This is a genomic window from Stenotrophomonas sp. CFBP 13718, from assembly GCF_014842145.1.
In the GTDB taxonomy this organism is placed as follows: Bacteria; Pseudomonadota; Gammaproteobacteria; order Xanthomonadales; family Xanthomonadaceae; genus Stenotrophomonas.
The window spans coordinates 230,100-252,059 of the sequence record NZ_JACYVC010000001.1 but is presented as its reverse complement, the minus strand read 5'-3'; the positions used below and the strand labels follow the sequence as shown (position 1 = coordinate 252,059).

Genomic DNA, 21,960 nt, shown 5'->3' with positions numbered 1-21,960 from the left:
GCAGGGCCGAAAACGACTTAATCCCCTCCGTCCCCTTTTTGAAAAGTATGTATAATTCATGCATACCGAAGAGGGCCTACCCATGGAAGCCACCGTAGCTGAACGCGGACAGATCACCTTGCCGAAGGCGGTCCGCGATGCGCTGGGCCTGACCAAGGGCACCCAGCTCACCGTGGAGCTGGAGGGCGGCCGGATCATCCTGCGCAAGAGCGTGGACGATGCCATCTCGCGTGCCCGTGGCAAGTTCGCGCTGGATGGCTTTGACAGCACCAACGCTGCGGTGAAGGCCGTCCGTGACGAACAGTAAGCCCGCCATGATCGCCGTGGATTCGCCGGTGCTGATCGAGCTGCTCAGCAACGGCGCGCAGGCCGATGCCGTAGAGGCCTGCCTCCGCCAGAGCCTGGTCGGTGGCCGTGTGGTGGTCTGCGGGGCGACGCTGGCCGAGGTCTGCGCCGCGCTGCGCGGCGGTGCCGAAGTGCTGGAGGCGCTGGAAGAAATGGGTGTCCATTTCAATGCGCTGGTAGCCAAGTCCGCCCTGCGCGCCGGCGAAATGCAGCGCCGTCATCGGCAGCGCGGCAACGAGCGCCGCAGCCTGGATGGCTTCATGGTCGGCGCCCACGCCCTGCTGCAGTGCGATGGCCTGATCACCTGGAACGACACGTTTTACCGAGATTACTTCAAGGGCCTGAAGCTGATCGTGCCGCAGGCCTGAGCGAAACCGTTTTACCGCTTCATCCATTCGTTGTATTCACCGCATTACCCCGGGAGTTGTCATGTTGGAAGCCTACCGCCACCACGTCGCCGAGCGCGCTGCGCTTGGCATCCCGCCCCTGCCGCTGACCGCGCAGCAGACGGCCGATGTCATTGAACTGTTGAAGAATCCGCCCGCTGGCGAAGCCGAATTTCTCGTCGAGCTGTTGACGCACCGCGTGCCGGCCGGCGTTGATGACGCCGCCAAGGTCAAGGCGTCGTACCTGGCGGCCATCGCCTTTGGCAGCGAGCAGAATCCGCTGATCAGCCGCGAGCGCGCCACCGAACTGCTGGGCACCATGCTCGGCGGTTACAACGTCGCCCCGCTGGTCCAGCTGCTGGACGACACCGCGGTCGGTGGCATCGCCGCCACGGCGCTGAAGAACACGCTGCTGGTGTTCGATGCCTTCCACGACGTGCAGGAAAAGGCCAACGCCGGCAATGCCAACGCGAAGTCCGTGCTGCAGAGCTGGGCCGACGCCGAATGGTTCACCAGCCGTCCGGAAGTCGCGCAGAGCATGACGCTGACCGTGTTCAAGGTGCCGGGCGAGACCAATACCGACGACCTGTCGCCGGCACCGGATGCGACCACGCGCCCGGACATCCCGCTGCACGCCCTGGCGATGCTGAAGAACAAGCGTCCCGATGCGGCCTTCGTGCCGGAAGAAGACGGCAAGCGCGGTCCGATCCAGGAAATCCTGTCGCTGAAGGACAAGGGCCACCTGGTCGCCTACGTGGGCGACGTGGTGGGTACCGGTTCCTCGCGCAAGTCGGCCACCAACAGCGTGCTGTGGTTCACCGGTGAAGATATTCCGTTCATCCCGAACAAGCGCTTCGGCGGTGTCTGCCTGGGTTCGAAGATCGCCCCGATCTTCTACAACACCATGGAAGATGCCGGCGCGCTGCCGATCGAGCTGGACGTCACGCAGATGGAGCACGGTGATGTCATCGAGCTGCGCCCGTACGACGGCAAGGCGCTGAAGAACGGCGAAGTGATCGCTGAGTTCCAGGTGAAGTCGGACGTGCTGTTCGACGAAGTGCGTGCCGGTGGCCGCATTCCGCTGATCGTCGGTCGTGGCCTGACCGCCAAGGCGCGCGAAGCGCTGGGCATGCCGGTCACCGATCTGTTCCGCCTGCCGGTGCAGCCGGCCGACACCGGCAAGGGGTTCTCGCTGGCGCAGAAGATGGTCGGTCGCGCGTGCGGTCTGCCGGAAGGCCAGGGCATGCGCCCGGGCACCTACTGCGAACCGAAGATGACCTCGGTGGGTTCGCAGGACACCACCGGTCCGATGACCCGTGACGAGCTGAAGGACCTGGCCTGCCTGGGCTTCTCCGCCGACCTGGTGATGCAGTCGTTCTGCCACACCGCGGCCTATCCGAAGCCGGTCGACGTCAAGACCCACCACACCCTGCCGGAGTTCATCTCCACCCGCGGCGGCATCTCGCTGCGCCCGGGCGATGGCGTGATCCACAGCTGGCTCAACCGCATGCTGCTGCCCGACACCGTCGGCACCGGCGGCGACTCGCACACCCGTTTCCCGGTGGGCATTTCGTTCCCGGCCGGTTCGGGCCTGGTCGCCTTCGCTGCTGCCACCGGCGTGATGCCGCTGGACATGCCGGAATCGGTGCTGGTGCGCTTCAAGGGCAAGATGCAGCCGGGCGTGACCCTGCGCGATCTGGTCAACGCGATCCCGCTGTACGCGATCAAGTCGGGTCTGCTGACCGTGGCCAAGGCCGGCAAGAAGAACATCTTCTCCGGCCGCATCCTGGAAATCGAAGGTCTGCCGGACCTGAAGGTCGAGCAGGCATTCGAGCTGTCCGATGCCTCGGCCGAGCGTTCGGCGGCCGGTTGCTCGGTGCACCTGGACAAGGCGCCGATCATCGAGTACCTGACCAGCAACATCACCCTGCTGAAGTGGATGATCACCGAGGGATACCAGGACCCGCGTTCGCTGCAGCGTCGCATCGACAAGATGGAAGCCTGGCTGGCCGATCCGCAGCTGCTGGCGCCGGACGCCGATGCCGAGTACGCCGCGGTGATCGACATCGACCTGGCCGACATCCACGAGCCGATCGTGGCGTGCCCGAACGACCCGGACGACGTCAAGACGCTGTCCGAAGTGGCCGGTGCAAAGATCGACGAAGTGTTCATCGGTTCGTGCATGACCAACATCGGTCACTTCCGCGCGGCCGCCAAGCTGCTGGAAGGCAAGCGTGACATCCCGACCAAGCTGTGGGTGGCCCCGCCGACCAAGATGGACGCGTCCGAGCTGACCCGCGAGGGCCACTACGGCACCTTCGGCAGCGCCGGTGCGCGCATGGAAATGCCGGGCTGCTCGCTGTGCATGGGCAACCAGGCACAGGTGCGCGAGGGCGCGACGGTGTTCTCCACCTCGACCCGCAACTTCCCGAACCGTCTGGGCCGCAACTCGAACGTGTACCTGGGTTCGGCGGAACTGGCGGCGATCTGCTCGCGCCTGGGCCGTATTCCGACCAAGGAAGAGTACATGGCGGACGTGGGCGTGCTGGAAGCCAGCGGCGCGGAGATCTACCGTTACATGAACTTCGATCAGATCGAGGAGTATCAGGAAGCCGGCAAGTCGGTCGCTGCCTGATTGCGGTAGTGCCGACGTCGGTCGGCGCCTGCTGATACAGAACCCCCGGTGCAAGCCGGGGGTTTTTTATTGCATGCAGAGCGGGGCCGGGGGGCGGGGGGCGGCGGTAGAGCCGACGGTAGAGCCGACTTCAGTCGGCTGCTCTTTCCCGCTACCCCGTGACACTGACGCAACGCCCATCATTCCAACGATGCACCGAGCGGCTCGATTGCAACTCCGCCCATGTACGGTGCGTCGTCGTGTGGTCACGCTGGACGTGCTGGTGCGCCATCGCACCCGTCGGGATTGCCGTCCTGGAAAACACTCTCAAACAGCTCTGTTGATTCCCTTGGGAAACGCGGAGCATGCATTGCTCTGCCGGTCATATGGCGGGTGATGCGTGGGGATCCTTTGATCCACCGGTTTTGAGAGTGTGTTCCGGTACGGCAACCCGCATCGCCCGCCGCCTTGCGCATCTGCGCAGGCGGCCTCCATGCATGTGAGGTCCAACGTTGAATACCGCATCTCCCACGACGCAGGAAGCAGAATCCGCCATCGCAGATGAGCTCAACGCCCGGCTGCATGCACATCCTGTGGATGGCGACTGCCTGGTGGCGGCGCTGCTGCTGATGGCAGAGCAGCGCGGAATCAGCGGCGTGGCGCGCAGCTGTGGCATGAGCAACGGCACGTTCCGGCGGCAGTTCCGCAATGCCCGAGGGTTGCCGTTGTCCACGGTGCTGCGCGTGCTGCAGTCGCTAGGCTGGCAACTGCAGGTGCAGGTCCGGTAGCGCCGAGCCACGCTCGGCGGAAGCTGTCCGGGTGCATCAGAAAAAAGCCGCCGACCATGGATCGGCGATGACGAACGCGATGATCCGGTGATCGGCTGGTAGCGCCGAGCCATGCTCGGCGGAAGTTGTCCGGGTGCATCAGCAAAGAGCCGCCGACCATGGATCGGCGCTACCGAGGCGCAGACGGCCAGCGGCCGTCACTGCCTTTCCGCAGATGGGAATGTGTCCGGGTGCATCAGCAAAGAGCCGCCGACCATGGGTCGGCGATGACGAACGCGATGATCTGGTGATCGGCTGGTAGCGCCGAGCCATGCTCGGCGGAAGTTGTCCGGGTGCATCAGCAAAAAGCCGCCGACCATGGGTCGGCGCTACCAGGGCGCTGACCGCCAGCGGCCGTCACTACCTTTCCGCAGCAGGGAATCAGTCCGGGCGTTTCCGCAAAGAGCCGCCGACCATGGGTCGGCGCTACCAGAGCGCTGACGGCCAGCGGCCGTCACTACCTTTCCGCAGCCGGGAATGTGTCCGGGTGCATCCGCAAAGAGCCGCCGACCATGGGTCGGCGCTACCGGATCACGTGCGCGACAGCGCCAGCAGGCGCTCGGCGATCTTCTCCAGCGGCAGCTGCTCTTCGGCCGCGCCGAGCTTGAACGCGGCGCCCGGCATGCCCCAGACCACGGACGTGGCTTCGTCCTGCACCAGTGTCGGCGCGCCGGCCTGGCGCAGTTGCAGCAGGCCACGTGCGCCGTCATCGCCCATGCCGGTCAGGATCACCCCGATCGCATTGGCGCCGGCACTCTGTGCCACCGACTGGAACAGCACGTCCACCGCCGGCTTGTGCCGGTTCACGGGCGGGCCATCGTCGATGCGGCAGCGCCAGCGGGCACCGTCGCGGATCACCCGCAGGTGCTTGCCGCCCGGCGGCAGGTAGGCGTGGCCCGGCAGTACTGCTTCGCCGTCGGTGGCCTCGCGCACGGCCATGGCCGAGTGGCGGTCCAGCCGTTCGGCGAACGCGGTGCTGAACGTGGCCGGCAGGTGCTGGGTCATCACCACGGCCGGGGCATCGGCGGGCAGGCCTTCCAGCACCACGCGCAGTGCCTCGGTGCCGCCGGCGGAGGCGCCGATGGCGATCAGCCGGTCCGTGGTGCGGAACTGTGACGGCCGCGGCGCGGTGGGCGTGCCCGTGGACGCCAACGTGAGTTTCGGCGCCACCGGTGCACGCACCAATGCGCGTACCCGCGAGCGCGAGGCGGTCTTCACCTTCTCGATGATCTCATCCGCATACCCCTGCAGCCCGCGGGTCACGTCGAGTTTCGGTTTGGACACGAAATCCACTGCGCCCAGCGCCAGGGCCTGCAGCGTGGTGTCCGCGCCGCGTTCGGTCAGCGATGAAATCATCACCACCGGCAGCGGGTGCAGACGCATCAGGTTTTCCAGGAAGGCCAGGCCGTCCATGCGCGGCATTTCCACGTCCAGCGTGATCACGTCCGGCGCCAGCCGCTTGATCTTCTCGCGCGCCAGCAGCGGATCGGCCGCGGTGCCCACCACTTCGATGCCCGGATCGCTGGCCAGGATCTCAGTCAGTATCTGCCGGACCACGGCAGAGTCGTCCACGATCAAGACGCGGCACGGTTGTTCCAGGCTCATTCGAACAGCTCCACACCACCGGTGACCGGTGCCTTGGACAGACGGGCACGCACCGCCGATTCGGTTGCCGCCACTTCGGCCTCGTGCGCATGCGGCAGGCGGTTCACCACGACGCGCCCGCTATCGGCGAAGAACCAGATCTTGCGCGGATGGATGCCGCACAGGTCTTCGGCAATGATCGGGATGTGTTCGGCCTGCAGGTACTGGCGCACGAACTCGGCGTTGCGGGTACCGACCGGATTGCTGGTGAAGCCTTTCAACACGTTGGCGCCACCGAACACTTTGGCCTCCAGGCGCTTGCGGTTGGCGCCGCGCTTGAGCAGGTCGTTGATCAGCAGTTCCATGGCGTAGCTGCCGTAGCGCGCGGGCGCGCCGTCGCCGACATTGCCTTCCGGCAGCAGGAAGTGGTTCATGCCGCCGATGCGCAGCACCGGGTCGCGCAGGCAGGCGGCCACGCAGGAACCGAGGATGGTGGTCAGTGCGGTGTCATCGTCCACCACCAGGTACTGGGTGGGCAGCAGCTTGGCCGCGGTCACCTTGAAACGGCTGTCGTAGTACCGCATGACATCGTCTTCGCGCAGTGCGGCGGCACTCATACCGGGGCCCCCGGTGCGCGGCGGTACAAGGTGCGGCCGCAGGGCTGGATCAGGTCGGCAGCGTGCAGATAGTTCTCCGAGTGACCGGTGTACAGCATCCCGTCATCGGCCAGATGCTTGACCAGCCGGCCCAGGATGTCGCGCTGGGTGGGCTTGTCGAAGTAGATCATCACGTTGCGGCAGAACAGCGCGGTGAACGGCCCGCCGATGTCGAAACGTGGCGCCAGCAGGTTCAGCGGGCGGTAGTCGATCAGATCGCGCAGCGCGGGCACGACGCGGCACTGGCCATCATTGGGGCCCGTCCCGCGCTGGAAGTAGCGGCGGCGCAGGTCGGGCTCCAGCCCGGACACGCGATCGATCGCGTACACGCCGCGTGCTGCGGTGGCCAATACCTGCGTATCCACGTCGGTGGCCACGATGCGTACCGGCGGCTTCAGCGTGCCAAAGGCTTCACAGGCAGTGATGGCGATGGAGTAGGGCTCTTCGCCGGTGGACGCCGCGCAGGACCACAGCAGCAGCGGATTGGCGCTGGTCGCCGTGGCGGCACGTGCCATCAACTCTTCGCGCAGTTTCTCGAAGTGATGCGGCTCGCGGAAGAAGGCGGTGAGGTTGGTGGTCAATGCGTTGGTGAACGCCTGCCATTCGTCATCGCCGCCGTTTTCCAGCAGGTCCAGGTATTGCTGGAAGCTGCGCAGGCCGAGCGCACGCAGGCGCCGCGACAACCGGCCGTAGACCATGTCGCGCTTGGCGGGGGCCAGCGCGATGCCGGCCCGCTGGTGGATGAGTTCGCAGACACGGCGGAAATCGCGGTCGGCGAAGTCGAACTCGCGGTTGTCACTGCGGATGATCGGGGAGGCGGGCAGGGTCACAGGGTGTGTCCAGAGCGGGGACGGTGGCGCGGGACAAGCCCACGCCGGACGGATCAGAATTCCTGCCAGTTGCCATCGTCAGGGGTCGACAGCGCACGCGGCGTCGCAGGCGCGCGGGCCGGCGGACGGGCGGCCGCGCGGGGTGCGGGGGTTGTCGGGGTGGATGCGCGTTGCGCCGGACGCTCGATGCGCTCGGCAACGGCGCGCACCGCGGCGTTGACCTGGTTGTCCAGACGGAAGATCGCCACGGCATCGGCGAGCTGGGTGGCCTGTTCTTCCATGGCCCGCGCGGCGGCGGTGGCTTCTTCGACCAGCGCGGCATTCTGCTGGGTGGTTTCGTCCATCTGCACCACGGTCTGGTTGACCTGTTCGATGCCGGCGGACTGCTCCTGCGATGCCGCGGAGATCTCGGCCATGATGTCGGTGACGCGCTGCACCGAAGCGACGATCTCGCCCATGGTGGCACCGGCCTTGTTCACCAGTGCCGAGCCGTCGGCCACGTTGGTGACCGAGTCATCGATCAGGCCCTTGATCTCCTTGGCCGCCGCAGCGGAGCGCTGGGCGAGGGTGCGCACTTCGCTGGCGACCACGGCGAAACCGCGGCCTTGTTCACCCGCACGCGCTGCTTCCACCGCAGCGTTCAGCGCCAGGATGTTGGTCTGGAAGGCGATGCCGTCGATGACGGTGATGATCTCGGCGATTTTCTTGGACGAGGTCTGGATGGCTGACATGGTGGTGACCACCTGGCCCACGACGTCGCCACCCTGCGAGGCGACGGACGCCGCACCGATGGCCAGCTGGTTGGCCTGGCGTGCGTGCTCGGCGTTCTGGCGCACGGTGGAGGTCAGTTCCTCCATCGAGGCAGCGGTTTCTTCCAGGTTGGCGGCCTGCTGTTCGGTACGGCGCGACAGATCGCTGTTGCCGCTGGCGATTTCACCGGCGGCCAAGGTGATGCTGCTGGTGGCACCCTGGATCTGGCCGACGATCTGGGTCAGCTGGATCACCGTGGCATTGGCATCGTCGCGCATCCGCGCGAAGACGCCTTGGAACTCGCCGTGCATGCGGGCGGTCAGGTCGCCTTCGGCGATGGCGGACAGCAGGTGCGACAGCTTGCCCAGGTTGTCATCGCTGACGGCGGTCATGGCGTTGAGGTTTTCGACCATGGCACGGAAGTCGTGCTCGAACGAGGCCGCATCGCCGCGCTGGCTGAAATCACCGGCCGCCGCCGCACCAGCCAAGCGCTTGATCTCGGCGTTGATACGGGCGAGGTTGGCCTTTACGGCGTCCACGGTCGTGGTGATCGCCGCCTTCTCACCCGGATAGCGGGCGATATCGGTACGCAGGTCGCCAACGGCGTACTGCTGCACCACGCCCAGCACATCGTGCAGGGTCTGCACGTGGTTGCCGACGAGGGTGTTGGTGTCACGCACCATCTGCCCGTACTCGCCAGGCACGGTGCTGGCGTCGATACGGTAGGACAGCTCGCCTGATTCGTGGCGGCGGGCCATCTCCCGCTGTCCGCCGATTACCGCGTGCAGCTGATCCTGCATGCGCGACATGCTGTGCAGCAGGCGGCCGGTTTCATCGTGCGGTTGGTCGCCGATGGTGTTGTCCAACTTGCCGGCGGCAATGCCTTCGGCCACCAGGGTCGCCTTGCGCAGCGGGGTGGCGATGCGGCTGCCGATCACCCAGCTCAGCGCCAGCACCAGCAGCACGACGAGGCCGCCGGTCAGCGCCATGATCAGGGTGAAGGTCCATGCCTGCGCCTGCACGTCGTCCATGTAGACGCCACTGGTGACCACCCACTGCCACGGCGCGAACATGTGCGCGTAGGTGACCTTGTCGATGGGCTTCTCGGCGCCGGGCTTGTTGGTCTGGTAATAGGTGTAGCCGCCGCCGATGCGCGCCATGCCCACCTGCAGGTAGTACAGCGGCACTCCGTCGACTGATTTGTAATCCTTCTGCACGCTGCCGACACGTTCGGGCTTGAACGGGTGCATCAGCAGCACGTAGTTCGTGTCCAGCACGTTGTAGTAGTAGGCATCGTTCTGTGCGCGCATGGCGTCGATCGCCTGCAGCGCGGCGGCCTTGGCGGCTTCTTCGGTCAGCTCACCCTTGGCGGACAGACGCTGGTAATGGGTCAGCACGCCCTCGGCAAGCTCGACCTGGACGGCAAGCGATTCCTTGCGTGTCTCGGTCAGGTCCAGGTACTGCATGCGCGCCGCCACGATGGACAGCGCGACGACGCCGATGGCGATCAGCACGGTCAACAGGTTGAGCTTGCGGCGGACCGGAAGGTTGTCGAAGTAGCGATGCCAGCGTTGCTTGAGCGTCATGGAGGAGGCCAGAACAGGGAAGGGGACGCGGTACTGCGTCAACCACGTTATCGGCCGCTGCGGCGGACAATTGAGTGCTTTGGCCGCGCCGCGCCGGGCGGTAACTTCCTGCCGGCATCGCGATGCCTGACGGCGGCCGCGCGGTGCGCTCGCCGAGCGTGGCTCGGCGCTACCCGGGGGTCCTGCGCGGTGGCGGGGTGGGTCGTGCCGCGCCGGGCTCGGCGGTTACGTCCTGCCGGCAACGCGATGCCTGATGGGGGCCGCGCGGTGCGCTCGCCGAGCGTGGCTCGGCGCTACCAACGCTGCCCCGCGCCCAACACTCCCCGCGCGTGCGATCCCCGGTAGAGCCGACTTCAGTCGGCTGCCGTTCGCGTGACGCACGCGGTTCTCACGCCCGCTGGCCGTCCATGCGTTGCCGCTCCGCTCGCCGAGCGTGGCTCGGCGCTACCGGGGATCGCGGGCGGCGGGATAAAAAAAGGCCGGGCACATGGCCCGGCCTTATCCGAAGATGTCGTCGGATCAGAACTCTGCCCAGTCCCCTTCGGCCAGCTCGGCGGCGGGCTGGCGGGTGGTGGGACGACGCACTGTCGGCGCGGCGGAGGCGGCGGGTGCGGCGGCACGCGGACGGGCGGCGGCCGGGGCCTCGTGCTGCACGTCCGACTCATCCAGGGTGAACACCGAAACGGCTTCACTCAGGTGGCCGGCCTGTTCTTCCATGGCCCGCGCGGCGGCGGTGGCTTCTTCCACCAGCGCGGCGTTCTGCTGGGTGGTTTCATCCATCTGCACGACGGTCTGGTTCACCTGTTCGATGCCGGCAGACTGTTCCTGCGAGGCGGCGGAGATCTCGGACATGATGTCGGTCACGCGCTGCACCGAGGCGACGATTTCACTCATGGTGGCACCGGCCTTGTTGACCAGGGCGGAGCCATCGGCGACCTTGCCGACCGAGTCGTCGATCAGGCCCTTGATTTCCTTGGCGGCAGCGGCGGAGCGCTGGGCCAGGGTGCGCACTTCGCTGGCGACCACGGCGAAGCCACGGCCCTGTTCACCGGCACGGGCGGCTTCCACCGCGGCATTCAGCGCCAGGATGTTGGTCTGGAACGCGATGCCGTCGATGACTGAGATGATTTCAGCAATCTTCTTGGAGGAGGTCTGGATGGCCGACATGGTGGTGACCACCTGGCCGACCACTTCGCCGCCCTGCGAGGCGACACCGGCGGCGCCGATGGCGAGCTGGTTGGCCTGGCGTGCGTGCTCGGCGTTCTGACGAACGGTGGAGGTCAGTTCCTCCATCGATGCGGCGGTTTCTTCCAGGTTCGCGGCCTGCTGCTCGGTACGGCGCGACAGATCGCTGTTGCCGCTGGCGATCTCACCGGCGGCCGAGTTGATGGCGCGGCTGGAGTGCTTGATGCGGGTGACGATGCCACTGAGCTGTTCGGCGGTGGCGTTGGCGTCGTCGCGCATCTGGGCGAACACGCCCTGGTAGTCGCCCTGCATGCGGGCGGTCAGGTCGCCGCGTGACAGGGCGGCAAGCAGCTGCGAGATCTGCTCGATGCTGCTGGCATTCGCATTGAGCAGGCCATTGATCTGATTGGCCAGCTGCAGGAAGAAGCCGTCCTTGCCTTCGCTGCCGACACGGCCGGTGAGGTCGCCTGCGGCGGCGCGGGCGATGACCTGCGCGACTTCCGCTTCCACGGCAGCTTCCGGGGTCCGGTCGCGCCATTCGGTCACATGGCCGACGGTGTCACCGTCTTCGTTGCGGATGGTGGTGATGACCTGGGCGAACTGCGCCTGGCCGTACTGCACTTCGCGGCGGGCGACGCCGGTCTTGGCCAGCTCGGCCATGACGGCCGCATCGGCCTGGCCACCGTGTTCCAGCTCGGCGACCGGGCGGCCGACCAGCGGTGCTTCGGGGTCGAAGCCCGGCAGGTCCTTGCGCAGTTCGTCGGCATGCTCGACGAGCGACTGCTGCAGCGCGCTGTTGGCGTAGACGATCTGCTGGTTCGCATCGCTGAGGAACACACCGGTAGAGCTGTAATCCAGCGCGGTGCGGATGCGCAGGTTCTCGCTGGCGATGGCTTCGTCGCGTTCGATACGCTCGCGCAGGTCGCGCTGCATGCGCTGCATGGCCTGCATCAGGTCGCCGACTTCATCCGAACGCGAGGTGTCGATGTGGCCGTCCAGCTTGCCGCTGGCGACTTCGTTGGCAACGCTGACCGCGCCGCGGACACTGCCCACCAGGGAGCGGGCGAACAGATACACCAGCACCAGGCCGAGTGCCGCGCCGCCCAGCAGGGCGATCAGCATCAGCATGGACGAGGTGGCGTAGGTCGAGGTGGCCTCGTCGCGCGCAGCGCGGGCAAGGCGGTTGTCTTCGGCGATCAGCGCTTCCAGCGCGGCCGACGATTTGCTGTGCAACGTGCGCGTTTCACCGACGAAGGTATCGATGGCATCGTCGGGCAGCTGCAGTTCCAGCATCTCGCTGACCGAATCATAGGAGGTCAGGGTCTGGTTCCAGTCCTTGACGAAGGCGTCGAACAGCGCCTTCTGCTGCGCCCCATCGACCAGGCCCGGATAGGCCTTGATGGAGGTGTCCAGCTGCTTGCGCAGGTCTGCGGCACGCGTGCGTGCTTCGGCCTTGACGTCATCGCTGGCACGGATCAGCTGCTGGTAGGAAGAGTTGCGGTACTCGCCGAGCATGCCGCGCATTTCGCCGGCCATGCGGATGCTTTCCATCCGCTTGCCGGCCAGCGTCGTCGTCACGTCGTTGAGCGAGTCCAGGCCACGGTAGGCCACGATGCCCTGAAGCAGCATCACCAGCAGGAGGACACCAAAGGTGGCCATCAGCTTGGGCATCAGTTTGAGGTTGTTGATCCAGGGCATGGGCGTTGCACTCTCCAAAGGCGGACGCGTCCGGACCACCATGGTCCGGGTGCAGCAGCCACGCCGGACGGGCCGGCGTGGCAGGACAGGCCGGTATTACTTGATGTCGGCCAGCTTCAGGCCAGCCGGCGAGCTGACTTCGATTTCAGCACGCGAGGCATCACGCTCGATCTTGCCGATCACGCAGACGGTCTTGCCTTCCAGGGTTTCCAGCGGGAAGCTGAACTTGCCGCGGTTGGCGCCGGCGATGCGCGCGGAGAAGGTGTGGCGCGGGAACGCACCGCCCATGTACAGGAAGGTCGGCGACCCTTCCGAGCCTTCAGCGAAGCGGGCCTTTTCCACCTTGCCGCAGACCATGCCGTCCTTGCCGACCTGGCGGGCTGCCATTTCCGGCGGAATCATGGCCGACTGCGCGGAGGCGGTGAGGGCGGTGGCGGCCAGCAGGGTGGCAGACGCAAAAGCGAGCAGGGACTTCATCGACGGGTACTCCAATAAGAAGAATGGTGATCGGGTGGCCGGCCTGGCGCGTTCCATCGCGGGCGGTCCTGACTCCCCTATCGGCCGTTGCAGGTGGAACTGAAGGATTTTGTTTTGATCGGTGACGATCAGGCAGCGACTTCTTCCAGCGCAGCGGGCTGACCCATGTCAGCGCTGTCGAGCAGGGTTTCGATGTCCAGCAAAATCAGCATGCGGTCGTCCTGGGTGCCGATGCCCGAGATGAAACGGGTATCGACGGCGGCGCCGAATTCGGGGGTCGGGCGGATCTGCTCTGCGGCCAGCGGGATCACATCGGAGACGCTGTCCACCACGATGCCGACGACGCGGTCTTCCACGTTCAGCACGATCATCACGGTGAAGGCGTCGTAGCGGGCATTTTCCAGGCGCAGCTTCAGGCGCAGGTCGATGACCGGCACGATGGTGCCGCGCAGGTTGATGACGCCCTTGATGTAATCCGGTGCGTCCGGCACGCGGGTCACCGCGTCATAGCCGCGGATTTCCTGCACCTTGAGGATGTCCACGCCGTAGTGCTCGTCGCCGAGGGTGAAGCTGAGGAACTCGCCGCCGGTATCGGCGTGGGCCTGGTTCTTGTCGTTCATCGAGGGTGTCCTGGGTGCCGTGATTCGCGGTCTCAGGCTCGGTATCGGCTGCTGCTGCCACGACTTTAGCGCTGACCTGCAACGGCGGCCCGTAGTGCCGGCCCGTAGGGCCGATCGGTAACGCCGACCGGTAATGCCGACTTCAGTCGGCACCGCCAACAGGACATGCAGCCGGCTGAAGCCGGCTCTACCGGGGTGCCAGCAAGCAGCCGGCTGAAGCCGGCCTACCGGGGTGCCAGCAAGCAGCCGGCTGAAGCCGGCTCTACCGGGGTGTCAATCCGCCGGCTACGATTCGCCGTTCTTGCGGGCGCTGCGCTGGCGGTCGATGCGGAAGATGTAGCGCTGGATGGTGCTGTCGCCGCCGCGCGGCAGGCGGTCGAAGCGCAGGCCGACGCGGTTCACTTCGACGCCGCTGGGCAGCTTCTGCACGCGCTCGTTGCAGGCGATCAGGCTGATCTGCAGGTCCGGACCATCCGGCACGGACAGCACGGCGTCGTAGCGCTTCTGCATGCCGAAGACGTTGTACTCGGCGGGCAGGGCCACCGCCAGTCCACCGCCGCTGATATCCAGCACGCGCATCGACAGTGGCTCAGGCCGGCCATCGGCCGCAGGCAGCAGCAGGTGGGGTGAATCCGTGATCGGTGTCTCCAGCCGGTACATCTCGCGACGCTGCAGGTGCACCATCTCGTCCGGCAGGCTGGCGCGGAAGGCGATATGGCGGCCGTTCTGCTCCCGCTGCACGATATCCACGCGGAAGCGCACCAGCACGCGATCCAGCTGGGCGAAGCACAACAGATAGCCGGCGGCCTCGGCGGCGCGGTTCGACGCCTCCTGCGGACTGCCATCGAGCATCAGCTGCGCTTCGTCCTCGTCGATTTCCAGTACGGCGGTGGGGAAGCTCTGGTCGCGTCCACCAATGTGCGCGTTGATCAGCGATCGGTGCTCGATCAGCTGTCGGAGCAGTTGCCGCACCTGCAGCGGATTGCGCACGAGGAAACGCTCATCGGCGCTGTCGTCATGCGCGGTAGGGTGTTCCTGTGCGTCGTCGTGGCTGCCTGCGGACATCGGTTCTGCGTTCGAGAGCGGGAAAAACCGTGACGTGCGGCACGGTGCGTCTTTCAGCATATCGGCAAAGCCGTGCTTTCCTGAAGCCCGCGACGCCGGCGTGTTACGCGGACACGTGGGGTAGCGCCGAGCCACGCTCGGCGAGCGCAGCGGCACTGAGCTGACGGTCAGCGGCCGTCACGTCCCTCAGGGGGCGTGCCCGGCAAGCTCCCGCAGCCGCCGCATCACGGCGGTTTCACCGTCGTCGGCCTGCAGGCGGAAACGTGCCACGGCTTCGGCCAGGCGCGCGGCCTGTTCGCTCATCGCCTGCGTGGCCTCGGTGGACGCTTCCACCAGAGCGCCGTTCTGCCGGGTGGACGCATCCATGTGGCTGATGCTCTGGTTGACCTGTTCGATGCCCGCGCTCTGCTCCTGCGATGCCGCCGCAATCTCGCCCATGATCTGGTTGACCTGCTGCACGGACTGCATGATCTCGTCCATGGTCGCCCCGGCGCGCTGCACCAGGGTGGTCCCCTCGGTCACCTTGTCCACCGAGTCTTCGATCAGGCCCTTGATCTGCTTGGCGGCGTCTGCCGAACGCTGTGCGAGCACGCGCACTTCCGAGGCGACGACAGCAAAACCACGACCTTGTTCACCGGCACGCGCGGCTTCGACCGCGGCGTTCAGCGCCAGGATGTTGGTCTGGAAGGAAATGCCGTCGATGACCGAGATGATTTCAGCAATGCGTCGTGACGCGCGCTCGATGTCGGTCATGGTGGTCACCACATTGCCGACGACCGCGCCACCGGCAGCCGCCACGTCCGCGGCGCCGCTGGCGACGCGGTTGGCGGTATGCGCATGCTCGGCATTCTGCCGCACTGCAGCGGTCAGTTCTTCCATCGTCGCCGCGGTCTCTTCCAGGCTGGCGGCCTGCTGCTCCGTGCGGCTGGCAAGGTGCTCATTGCCCTGCGCGAGACCGGATGCGGTGTGGTTGATGTGGCTCGACGCATCCTTGATGCTGCCGACGATGCCGGTCAGCTGGTCGACGGTGGCATTGGCATCATCGCGGATGCGGGCGAAGACGCCGTGGAAGTCGCCCTCCATGCGCACCGTGAGATCGCCCCGCGACAGCGATGACAGCAGGGCGGATATCTGCTCGATGCTGGTGGCATTCGCGTCCAGCAGGGCATTGAGATGCTGTGCCAGCTGCAGGAAGAAGCCGGTCTTCCCTGCGCAGGCCACCCTGCCACTGAAATCACCGTCGGCCGCCGCCTGCACGATGCGGCCGAGCTCTTCTTCCACCTGCACTTCCACGGTGCGATCAGCCCATTCGACCACGAAGCCCTGGCGCTCTCCCTCGCCATTGATGATGGGGTTGACGATGAGCTGCAGCACGCGCCCGCCCACGCGGATCTGCGCGCGGTAGGTGGTGGTCAGCGTGTCCAGCAGCGTCGCCTGGTGGGCCGGGTTGCGATGGAAGATATCGATGTTGCGGCCGAGCAGGTCGGCTGCGCTGAACTGCGGCAGGTCGCGGCGCAGGTCGGCTTCGGCAGCGGCCAGCATCTTCTGCAGGGGACGGTTGACGAACACGATGTTGCGCTCGCGGTCGGCAATCATCACGTTGGTGGTGACATCCTCCAGTGCGGAGCGGATGCGCAGCGTTTCGCCCAGCACCGCTTGTTCGCGCTCACGACGCTGCAGCAGCTGCGTGCTTGTCTGCACCAGGGCGCTCGCCAGTGAGTCCGCCGGGAACTGGCCTGCATGGATGCCGGGGGGCAAAGGCTGATCTGCCGCCACGCCACGGGCCAGCACGGCCAGCTGGCGTGGGTCATGGCCAAGCAGTACCAACTGGCGACGCATCTGGATCGCCATCACCGACAGCAGCCCGGTCTCCACCACGACGTAGCTGGCATGCAGCACCAGCACGCCGATGCCGCTGCCGGCGCTGAAGACCGGGTAGGGCAGGCCCCGCTGCTGCAGCCAGAAGAACGCAACGTGGTGGATCGCGATCGCCGCCGCGGCAACCACCAACGGCAGCCAGTCGCGGTAATACAGCAGCAGCGCGATCAAGACGATGACCGTGAAGTGGGTTTCAAGCAGTCCGTTGGTCTGGTGGATCAAGGTGGCGGCGAGCACCATCCAGCCCAGCGCCACCGTGCAGCGCGACAGCCGCGTGCCCGGCAGCAGGTGGACCTGTGCGGCGACCACCAGCGCCGTAGGCAGGCTGATCGCCAGGAAAGGCATCCAGATGCCTGCACGCAGCGCCAGGCCCATCGAGACCAGAGCGAGTACGGCGGTGAGGCCGAGGAACAGGCGGTCGGCGTCTGCGCCGAGGACCTGCAGGAAGGGAAGTTTTTCGTGACCGACGAACGACTCGGCGGTGCGGGAGGGTGCGGACATGCGCAATGCTCCTTTTGGCATGGACTGCGGTGTAGACACTCAGCGGCGGTCGTTGAAGGCGACACACAGCGGAGCAGGGGATGTGCTGTTCTGGTGCCAGAGGGCAGGGACGGCCCAGCCGATCCAGATGGCCAACAGCAGAAGGCCCGCAAGCGCCCTCAGTGGGCGTCGGCGGGCAGTGGCTACCGGTTCGGCAGGTGCGTCCATGGCACTCCTTGCATCGGATGAGTGTGGTTGGATCCCTCCCGCGCGCGAGGGGAATCCAACACCGGGACGCGGCAGGGAGCGTGACCCGGGGTGATCAGAACTCCTGCCAGTCCCCTTCGCCTGCCAGGACGGGCTGGCGGATGACCGGCGCAGGCTTGCGGGCCGTCGTACGGGCTGCCGATGGTTTGGCTTTCGATGGCACGACGGGGGCCGCGGCGGCCGGGGTGCTGGCGGCACCGCCCGCGATACGGAACTGCGATGCCGCATCGGTCAGCTGCATGGCCTGTTCTTCCATAGAGCGTGCGGCGGCAGTGGCTTCTTCCACCAGCGCGGCATTCTGCTGGGTGGTTTCATCCATCTGCACCACGGTCTGGTTGACCTGTTCGATGCCGGCAGACTGCTCCTGCGAGGCCGCGGAAATCTCGGCCATGATGTCGGTCACGCGCTGTACCGAGGCGACGATCTCGCCCATGGTGGCGCCGGCCCGATGCACCAGTGCAGAGCCATCGGCCACCTTGTCGACGGATTCGTCGATCAGGCCCTTGATCTCTTTCGCGGCAGCGGCTGAGCGCTGTGCCAACGTGCGCACTTCGCTGGCCACCACGGCGAAGCCGCGGCCCTGGTCACCGGCGCGGGCCGCTTCGACCGCGGCGTTCAATGCCAGGATGTTGGTCTGGAACGCGATGCCGTCGATCACCGAAATGATCTCGGCGATCTTCTTGGAAGACGCCTCGATCGCGCTCATGGTGCTGACGACCTGACCCACCACTTCGCCGCCCTGCGACGCGACACCGGCGGCGCCGATGGCAAGCTGGTTGGCCTGGCGCGCGTGCTCGGCGTTCTGGCGCACGGTGGAGGTCAGTTCCTCCATCGACGCCGCCGTTTCTTCCAGATTGGCGGCCTGCTGTTCGGTACGGCGCGACAGATCGTTGTTGCCGGCCGCGATTTCACTGGCTGCACCGCGGATGCTCTGCGCCGACACCTGGATGCGCGACACGATGCCGGTCAACTGGCTGACGGTAGTGTTGGCATCATCGCGCATCAGCGCGAATACACCGTGGAACTCGCCGTCCATGCGCGCGGTCAGATCGCCGGCGGCGATCGCCTGCAGCAGCTGCGAGAGCTGCGACAGGTTGCCGTCGGCCACGTGCATCATGGTGTTCAGCTGCTCGATCATGAGCTTGAAGTCATGCTCGAAGCGGGACGCGTCGCCGCGCTGGCTGAAGTCACCAGCCGCCGCCGCGGAGGCCAGCTGCTGGATCTGCGTATTGATGGCCATCAGGCTGGCTTTTGCGGCATCCATCGATTCGTGCAGGATCGCGCGGGTGCCGGGCAGGCGTCGTGCATCCGGCGCCAGGTTGCCGGCGGCGTACTGGTTGAGCACGTCGATTGCATCGCGGATGGAATCAAGGTGCTCGAAGATCACGGTGTTGATGCCGTGCGCCAGCTCACCGTACACACCCGGGAAATCTTCCGGGATGCGGTGGTTGATGTCCGGGCCCGCATGCATTTCCACCATCTGCTGGGTCTGGCCGGAGAAACGGCGCAGGGTGGCGGTCATTTCGGCGGTCGCGGTCAGCATGCGGCCGGCTTCGTCGTTGCTGGTGGCCGGCGTGCTGACACTCAGGTCACCGCGTGCAACCGCCTGGATGGCCTGCACGGCCTTGCCCAGTGGCACGGTGATGACGCGCGAAATAGTGACGGCCAGTGCCGCGGCGACCAGCGAGAGCAGCACCATCGCCGCGATGATGGCGACCATGCTGTTGCGGTGAGTGGCATTGGCGCGCGCCATGCCGGCGTCCATGACGGTGCCGCTGTAGGCGCTCAGCGCCTTGAGGTCTTCAAACAGTTTGCGACGCAGGGGGCGCGACTGCTCGTCGGACACCTGCTGGGCCAGCACCGCATCACCGCTTGCGCCTGCCGCACGCAGCTGTACGTTGGCGGCGAAGTACGCATCGACGCCTGCCTTGACCTTGTCGAACAGCGCGCGCTCCTGCGCGTCGGCCTTCAGCACGGCATACGCGTCCAGCTCCTCACGCACGACCTTGGCGGTAGCGTCCATGCGGGTGTTGTAGTCGGCAACCTTCTCCGGCTTGTCCAGCATGGTCAGCTGGGCCATTTCGTAAGTGCGGAACTCGCCGAGCTGCGAACGCACTTCGCCCAGATGCTGCACGGAGGGAATGGCGTCGGTGGCCATGCCGCGCAGCTGGGTGTTGGCTTCAGACAGGCGCAGCAGGGCGAACACGCCCAGCACGAGCGTCATCAGGGTGGTCAGGGTGAATCCCACGGCCAGCTTGCGGGCAATGGGGAGATCGCGGAACCACTTCATGGGGGTGCTCCAGGGCAGGACGATGCGCCCGCGGCAGGGCCGTGGGAACTTTTCAGGAAAACGGCCCGCAATGGAGGGGGCATCATCACGCCGTCTACACAGATAGCGGCATCGCCACGGGGATCTGTAGCGCGATATGTTCGTCAGCCGCAGTGCCCGGTAGCGCCGAGCCACGCTCGGCGAGCGCGCAGCGCGTGTATCAGGCGTCGTGATCGCGGGCGGAAAAGCCGCCGAGCATGGCTCGGCGAGCGCGCAGCGCGGCCTGTATCAGGCGTCATGATCGCGGGCGGAAAAACCGCCGAGCATGGCTCGGCGCTACCGGAAGTCAGCGCAGCGCGGCGTGTATCAGGCGTCGTGATCGTGGGCAGACAAGCCGCCGAGCGTGGCTCGGCGCGACCGGAGGTCAGTGCAGCGCGGCTCAGGCCGCCTGCGGCACCCGCAGCGAGCGGACCAGGCCGCCGATGTCGACGATCAGGGCCACGCGGCCATCGCCGAGGATGGTGGCGCCGGACACGCCGCCGATGCGGCGGTAGTTGTTCTCGATGTTCTTCACGACAACCTGCTGCTGGCCGACCAGTTCGTCCACTTCCAGCGCGATCTTCTGGCCATCGCCTTCCACCACCACCACCAGCGACTCATCGCTGTGACGCTGGCCGTAGCCGTAGTACTCGCTCAACGACAGGATGGGCAGGTACTCGCCGCGCACGCGCAGCACGCGGCCTTCGCCGGCCATGGTGCGGATGTCGCTGGCTTGCGGCTGCAATGCTTCCAGTACATAGGCCAGCGGCAGGATCAAGGTTTCGCCCGCCACCGAAACGGTCATGCCGTCGAGGATGGCGAGGGTCAGCGGCAGGCGGATCAGCGTGCGCGTCCCGAAACCGGCGCGGCTTTCGATCTGCACCTCACCGCCCAGCGCCTGGATGTTGCGACGGACCACGTCCATGCCCACACCGCGGCCGGACAGGTCGGTCACGGCATCTGCCGTGGAGAAACCGGGCTGGAAGATCAGGTCCCAGACCTGCGAATCGGTGGGGTTGTCCGGCACGGCAAGGCCGCGCTCGGCTGCCTTCGCCAGGATGCGTTCGCGGTTCAGGCCGTGGCCGTCGTCGCTGACTTCAATGACGATGTGGCCGCCCTGGTGCGATGCCGCCAGGGTGATCGTGCCGGTTTCGTCCTTGCCCGCATTGCGGCGGAACTCCGGCATTTCCAAGCCGTGGTCGATGGAGTTGCGCACCAGGTGGACCAGGGGATCGGCGATCTTTTCGATCAGGCCCTTGTCCAGTTCGGTGCCTTCGCCGATCGTCTTCAGGCGCACCTGCTTGCCCAATCGCGTGGAGAGGTCGCGGACCAGACGCGGGAAGCGGCGGAACACCGCATCCACCGGCAGCATGCGCACGCCGATGACCGCTTCCTGCAGGTCACGCGTGTTGCGCTCCAGCAGGTCCAGGCCGGCGAACAGGCGCTCGGCGTGGGCCGGGTCGATGTGGTTGGAGACCTGCTTGAGCATGGCCTGGGTGATGACGAGTTCGCCCACCAGATTGATCAGGGCGTCGACCTTGTCCACGCTCACCCGGATCGAGGTCTCTGCCTCGGCCGGCGGTGCGGCCGGCGCCGCGCCGGGGGTGGCTGCTGCGATCGGTGCAGCGGCCGCCTGCGGGGCGACCTCGACCACCGGATCGAGGGCCAGGCTGGGCGGCGCGACCGGACGGATGTCCAGTTCGCAGTCATCGACCACCCAGGCGAAGGTGTCTTCGATCTGGCTGCGCTTGATCTTGCCGATCAGGCCGAGGTCCCATGCCAGGTGCGCTTCGAACGGATCCAACTGCTCGAAGCCGGGCAGGCGTTCCATGCGGGCCTGCACCTGCAGCGGGCCGAGGTGCTCCAGCTCGCGGATGATCCGCAGCGGATCGTTGCCGCTCATGAACATCGACGGCGCCGGCGTAAAGCCGATCTGCCAGGCTTCCGGCTCGGCTTCAACGGCGGCAGCGGGCGCACTCGCGGCGGCGGCGGGCGCCTGCCCGGACAGAATGCCTTCCAGGCGCGCCTTCATCGCGGCGACCACGGCCGGGTCGGCCTGCACGCCGTGTTCGGCTTCGCGCTGCAGGGCGCGCAGCACGTCCACCGATGCCAGCATGGCGTCGACAGCGTTGGCTTCCAGCGCGCGCTTGCCGGCACGCAGCTCGTCCAGCAGCGTTTCCAGCACATGGGTCAGCGCGGCGATGGCATCGAAGCCGAAGGTGCCGGCGCCGCCCTTGATCGAGTGCGCGGCCCGGAACACCGAATTGATGATCTCTGCATCGTGCTGGCCGGATTCCAGGGTCAGCAGTCCAGCTTCCATCGCATCCAGCCCTTCGCGGCTTTCCTCGAAGAAGGTGGCGTGGAATCGTTGCAGGTCCATGCTCATGTCAGGTGTGTTCCAGGG

The 21,960-nt window shown here is 66.5% G+C and carries 15 protein-coding genes and 1 pseudogene; 4 read left to right on the top strand and 12 right to left on the bottom strand.

Annotated features, from left to right (window positions below; translation table 11 throughout):
• Positions 1–82: 82 nt before the first annotated feature.
• The 4 genes from IFT58_RS01110 to IFT58_RS01095 all read left to right on the top strand — a co-directional run bounded on the left by IFT58_RS01110 (position 83) and on the right by IFT58_RS01095 (position 4,133).
• Positions 83–307, top strand: coding sequence for an AbrB/MazE/SpoVT family DNA-binding domain-containing protein (locus IFT58_RS01110; protein ID WP_192093692.1), 225 nt, complete (start codon positions 83–85; stop codon positions 305–307).
• Between the two features lie 7 nt (positions 308–314).
• Complete coding sequence (locus tag IFT58_RS01105) at positions 315–713, top strand: type II toxin-antitoxin system VapC family toxin (RefSeq protein ID WP_192093906.1); 399 nt, start codon at positions 315–317, stop codon at positions 711–713.
• Between the two features lie 61 nt (positions 714–774).
• On the top strand, positions 775–3,366 hold the full coding sequence (acnB, locus tag IFT58_RS01100) for a bifunctional aconitate hydratase 2/2-methylisocitrate dehydratase (RefSeq protein WP_192093691.1): 2,592 nt from the start codon (positions 775–777) through the stop codon (positions 3,364–3,366).
• 491 nt (positions 3,367–3,857) lie between these two features.
• Positions 3,858–4,133, top strand: a complete 276-nt coding sequence (locus tag IFT58_RS01095) for a hypothetical protein (RefSeq protein WP_188324146.1) — start codon at positions 3,858–3,860, stop codon at positions 4,131–4,133.
• Between the two features lie 570 nt (positions 4,134–4,703).
• On the opposite strand, the gene IFT58_RS01090 is transcribed toward IFT58_RS01095, so the two are convergent.
• The 12 genes and pseudogenes from IFT58_RS01090 to IFT58_RS01035 all read right to left on the bottom strand — a co-directional run bounded on the left by IFT58_RS01090 (position 4,704) and on the right by IFT58_RS01035 (position 21,942).
• On the bottom strand, positions 4,704–5,777 hold the full coding sequence (locus IFT58_RS01090) for a chemotaxis response regulator protein-glutamate methylesterase (protein WP_188324144.1): 1,074 nt from the start codon (positions 5,775–5,777) through the stop codon (positions 4,704–4,706).
• Positions 5,774–6,373 carry a chemoreceptor glutamine deamidase CheD gene (gene cheD / locus IFT58_RS01085; RefSeq protein WP_188324143.1) on the bottom strand — a complete coding sequence of 200 codons (600 nt, stop codon included), beginning with the start codon at positions 6,371–6,373 and terminating at the stop codon, positions 5,774–5,776. Before cheD ends, IFT58_RS01090 begins: the two co-directional genes overlap by 4 nt.
• On the bottom strand, positions 6,370–7,236 hold the full coding sequence (locus tag IFT58_RS01080; protein ID WP_188327287.1) for a CheR family methyltransferase: 867 nt from the start codon (positions 7,234–7,236) through the stop codon (positions 6,370–6,372). Before IFT58_RS01080 ends, cheD begins: the two co-directional genes overlap by 4 nt.
• Positions 7,237–7,295: 59 nt before the next feature.
• Complete coding sequence (locus IFT58_RS01075; protein ID WP_192079295.1) at positions 7,296–9,578, bottom strand: methyl-accepting chemotaxis protein; 2,283 nt, start codon at positions 9,576–9,578, stop codon at positions 7,296–7,298.
• 519 nt (positions 9,579–10,097) lie between these two features.
• Complete coding sequence (locus IFT58_RS01070; protein WP_192093690.1) at positions 10,098–12,461, bottom strand: methyl-accepting chemotaxis protein; 2,364 nt, start codon at positions 12,459–12,461, stop codon at positions 10,098–10,100.
• A 96-nt stretch (positions 12,462–12,557) separates the two neighbouring features.
• Entirely contained in the window at positions 12,558–12,938 is a 381-nt protein-coding gene (locus tag IFT58_RS01065) for a hypothetical protein (RefSeq protein ID WP_188324140.1), read from the bottom strand.
• 128 nt (positions 12,939–13,066) lie between these two features.
• On the bottom strand, positions 13,067–13,558 hold the full coding sequence (locus tag IFT58_RS01060) for a chemotaxis protein CheW (protein ID WP_188324139.1): 492 nt from the start codon (positions 13,556–13,558) through the stop codon (positions 13,067–13,069).
• Positions 13,559–13,843: 285 nt separating this feature from the next.
• Entirely contained in the window at positions 13,844–14,623 is a 780-nt protein-coding gene (locus tag IFT58_RS01055; RefSeq protein WP_192079299.1) for a flagellar brake protein, read from the bottom strand.
• Positions 14,624–14,809: 186 nt separating this feature from the next.
• Entirely contained in the window at positions 14,810–17,002 is a 2,193-nt protein-coding gene (locus tag IFT58_RS01050) for a methyl-accepting chemotaxis protein (RefSeq protein WP_192093689.1), read from the bottom strand.
• Positions 17,003–17,041: 39 nt separating this feature from the next.
• Positions 17,042–17,209, bottom strand: a complete 168-nt coding sequence (locus tag IFT58_RS01045) for a hypothetical protein (protein ID WP_192093688.1) — start codon at positions 17,207–17,209, stop codon at positions 17,042–17,044.
• A 241-nt stretch (positions 17,210–17,450) separates the two neighbouring features.
• Positions 17,451–19,538, bottom strand: a pseudogene (locus tag IFT58_RS01040) (methyl-accepting chemotaxis protein); the annotation flags it as partial.
• A 418-nt stretch (positions 19,539–19,956) separates the two neighbouring features.
• Positions 19,957–21,942 carry a chemotaxis protein CheA gene (locus tag IFT58_RS01035; protein WP_192093686.1) on the bottom strand — a complete coding sequence of 662 codons (1,986 nt, stop codon included), beginning with the start codon at positions 21,940–21,942 and terminating at the stop codon, positions 19,957–19,959.
• Between the last annotated feature and the right edge of the window lie 18 nt (positions 21,943–21,960).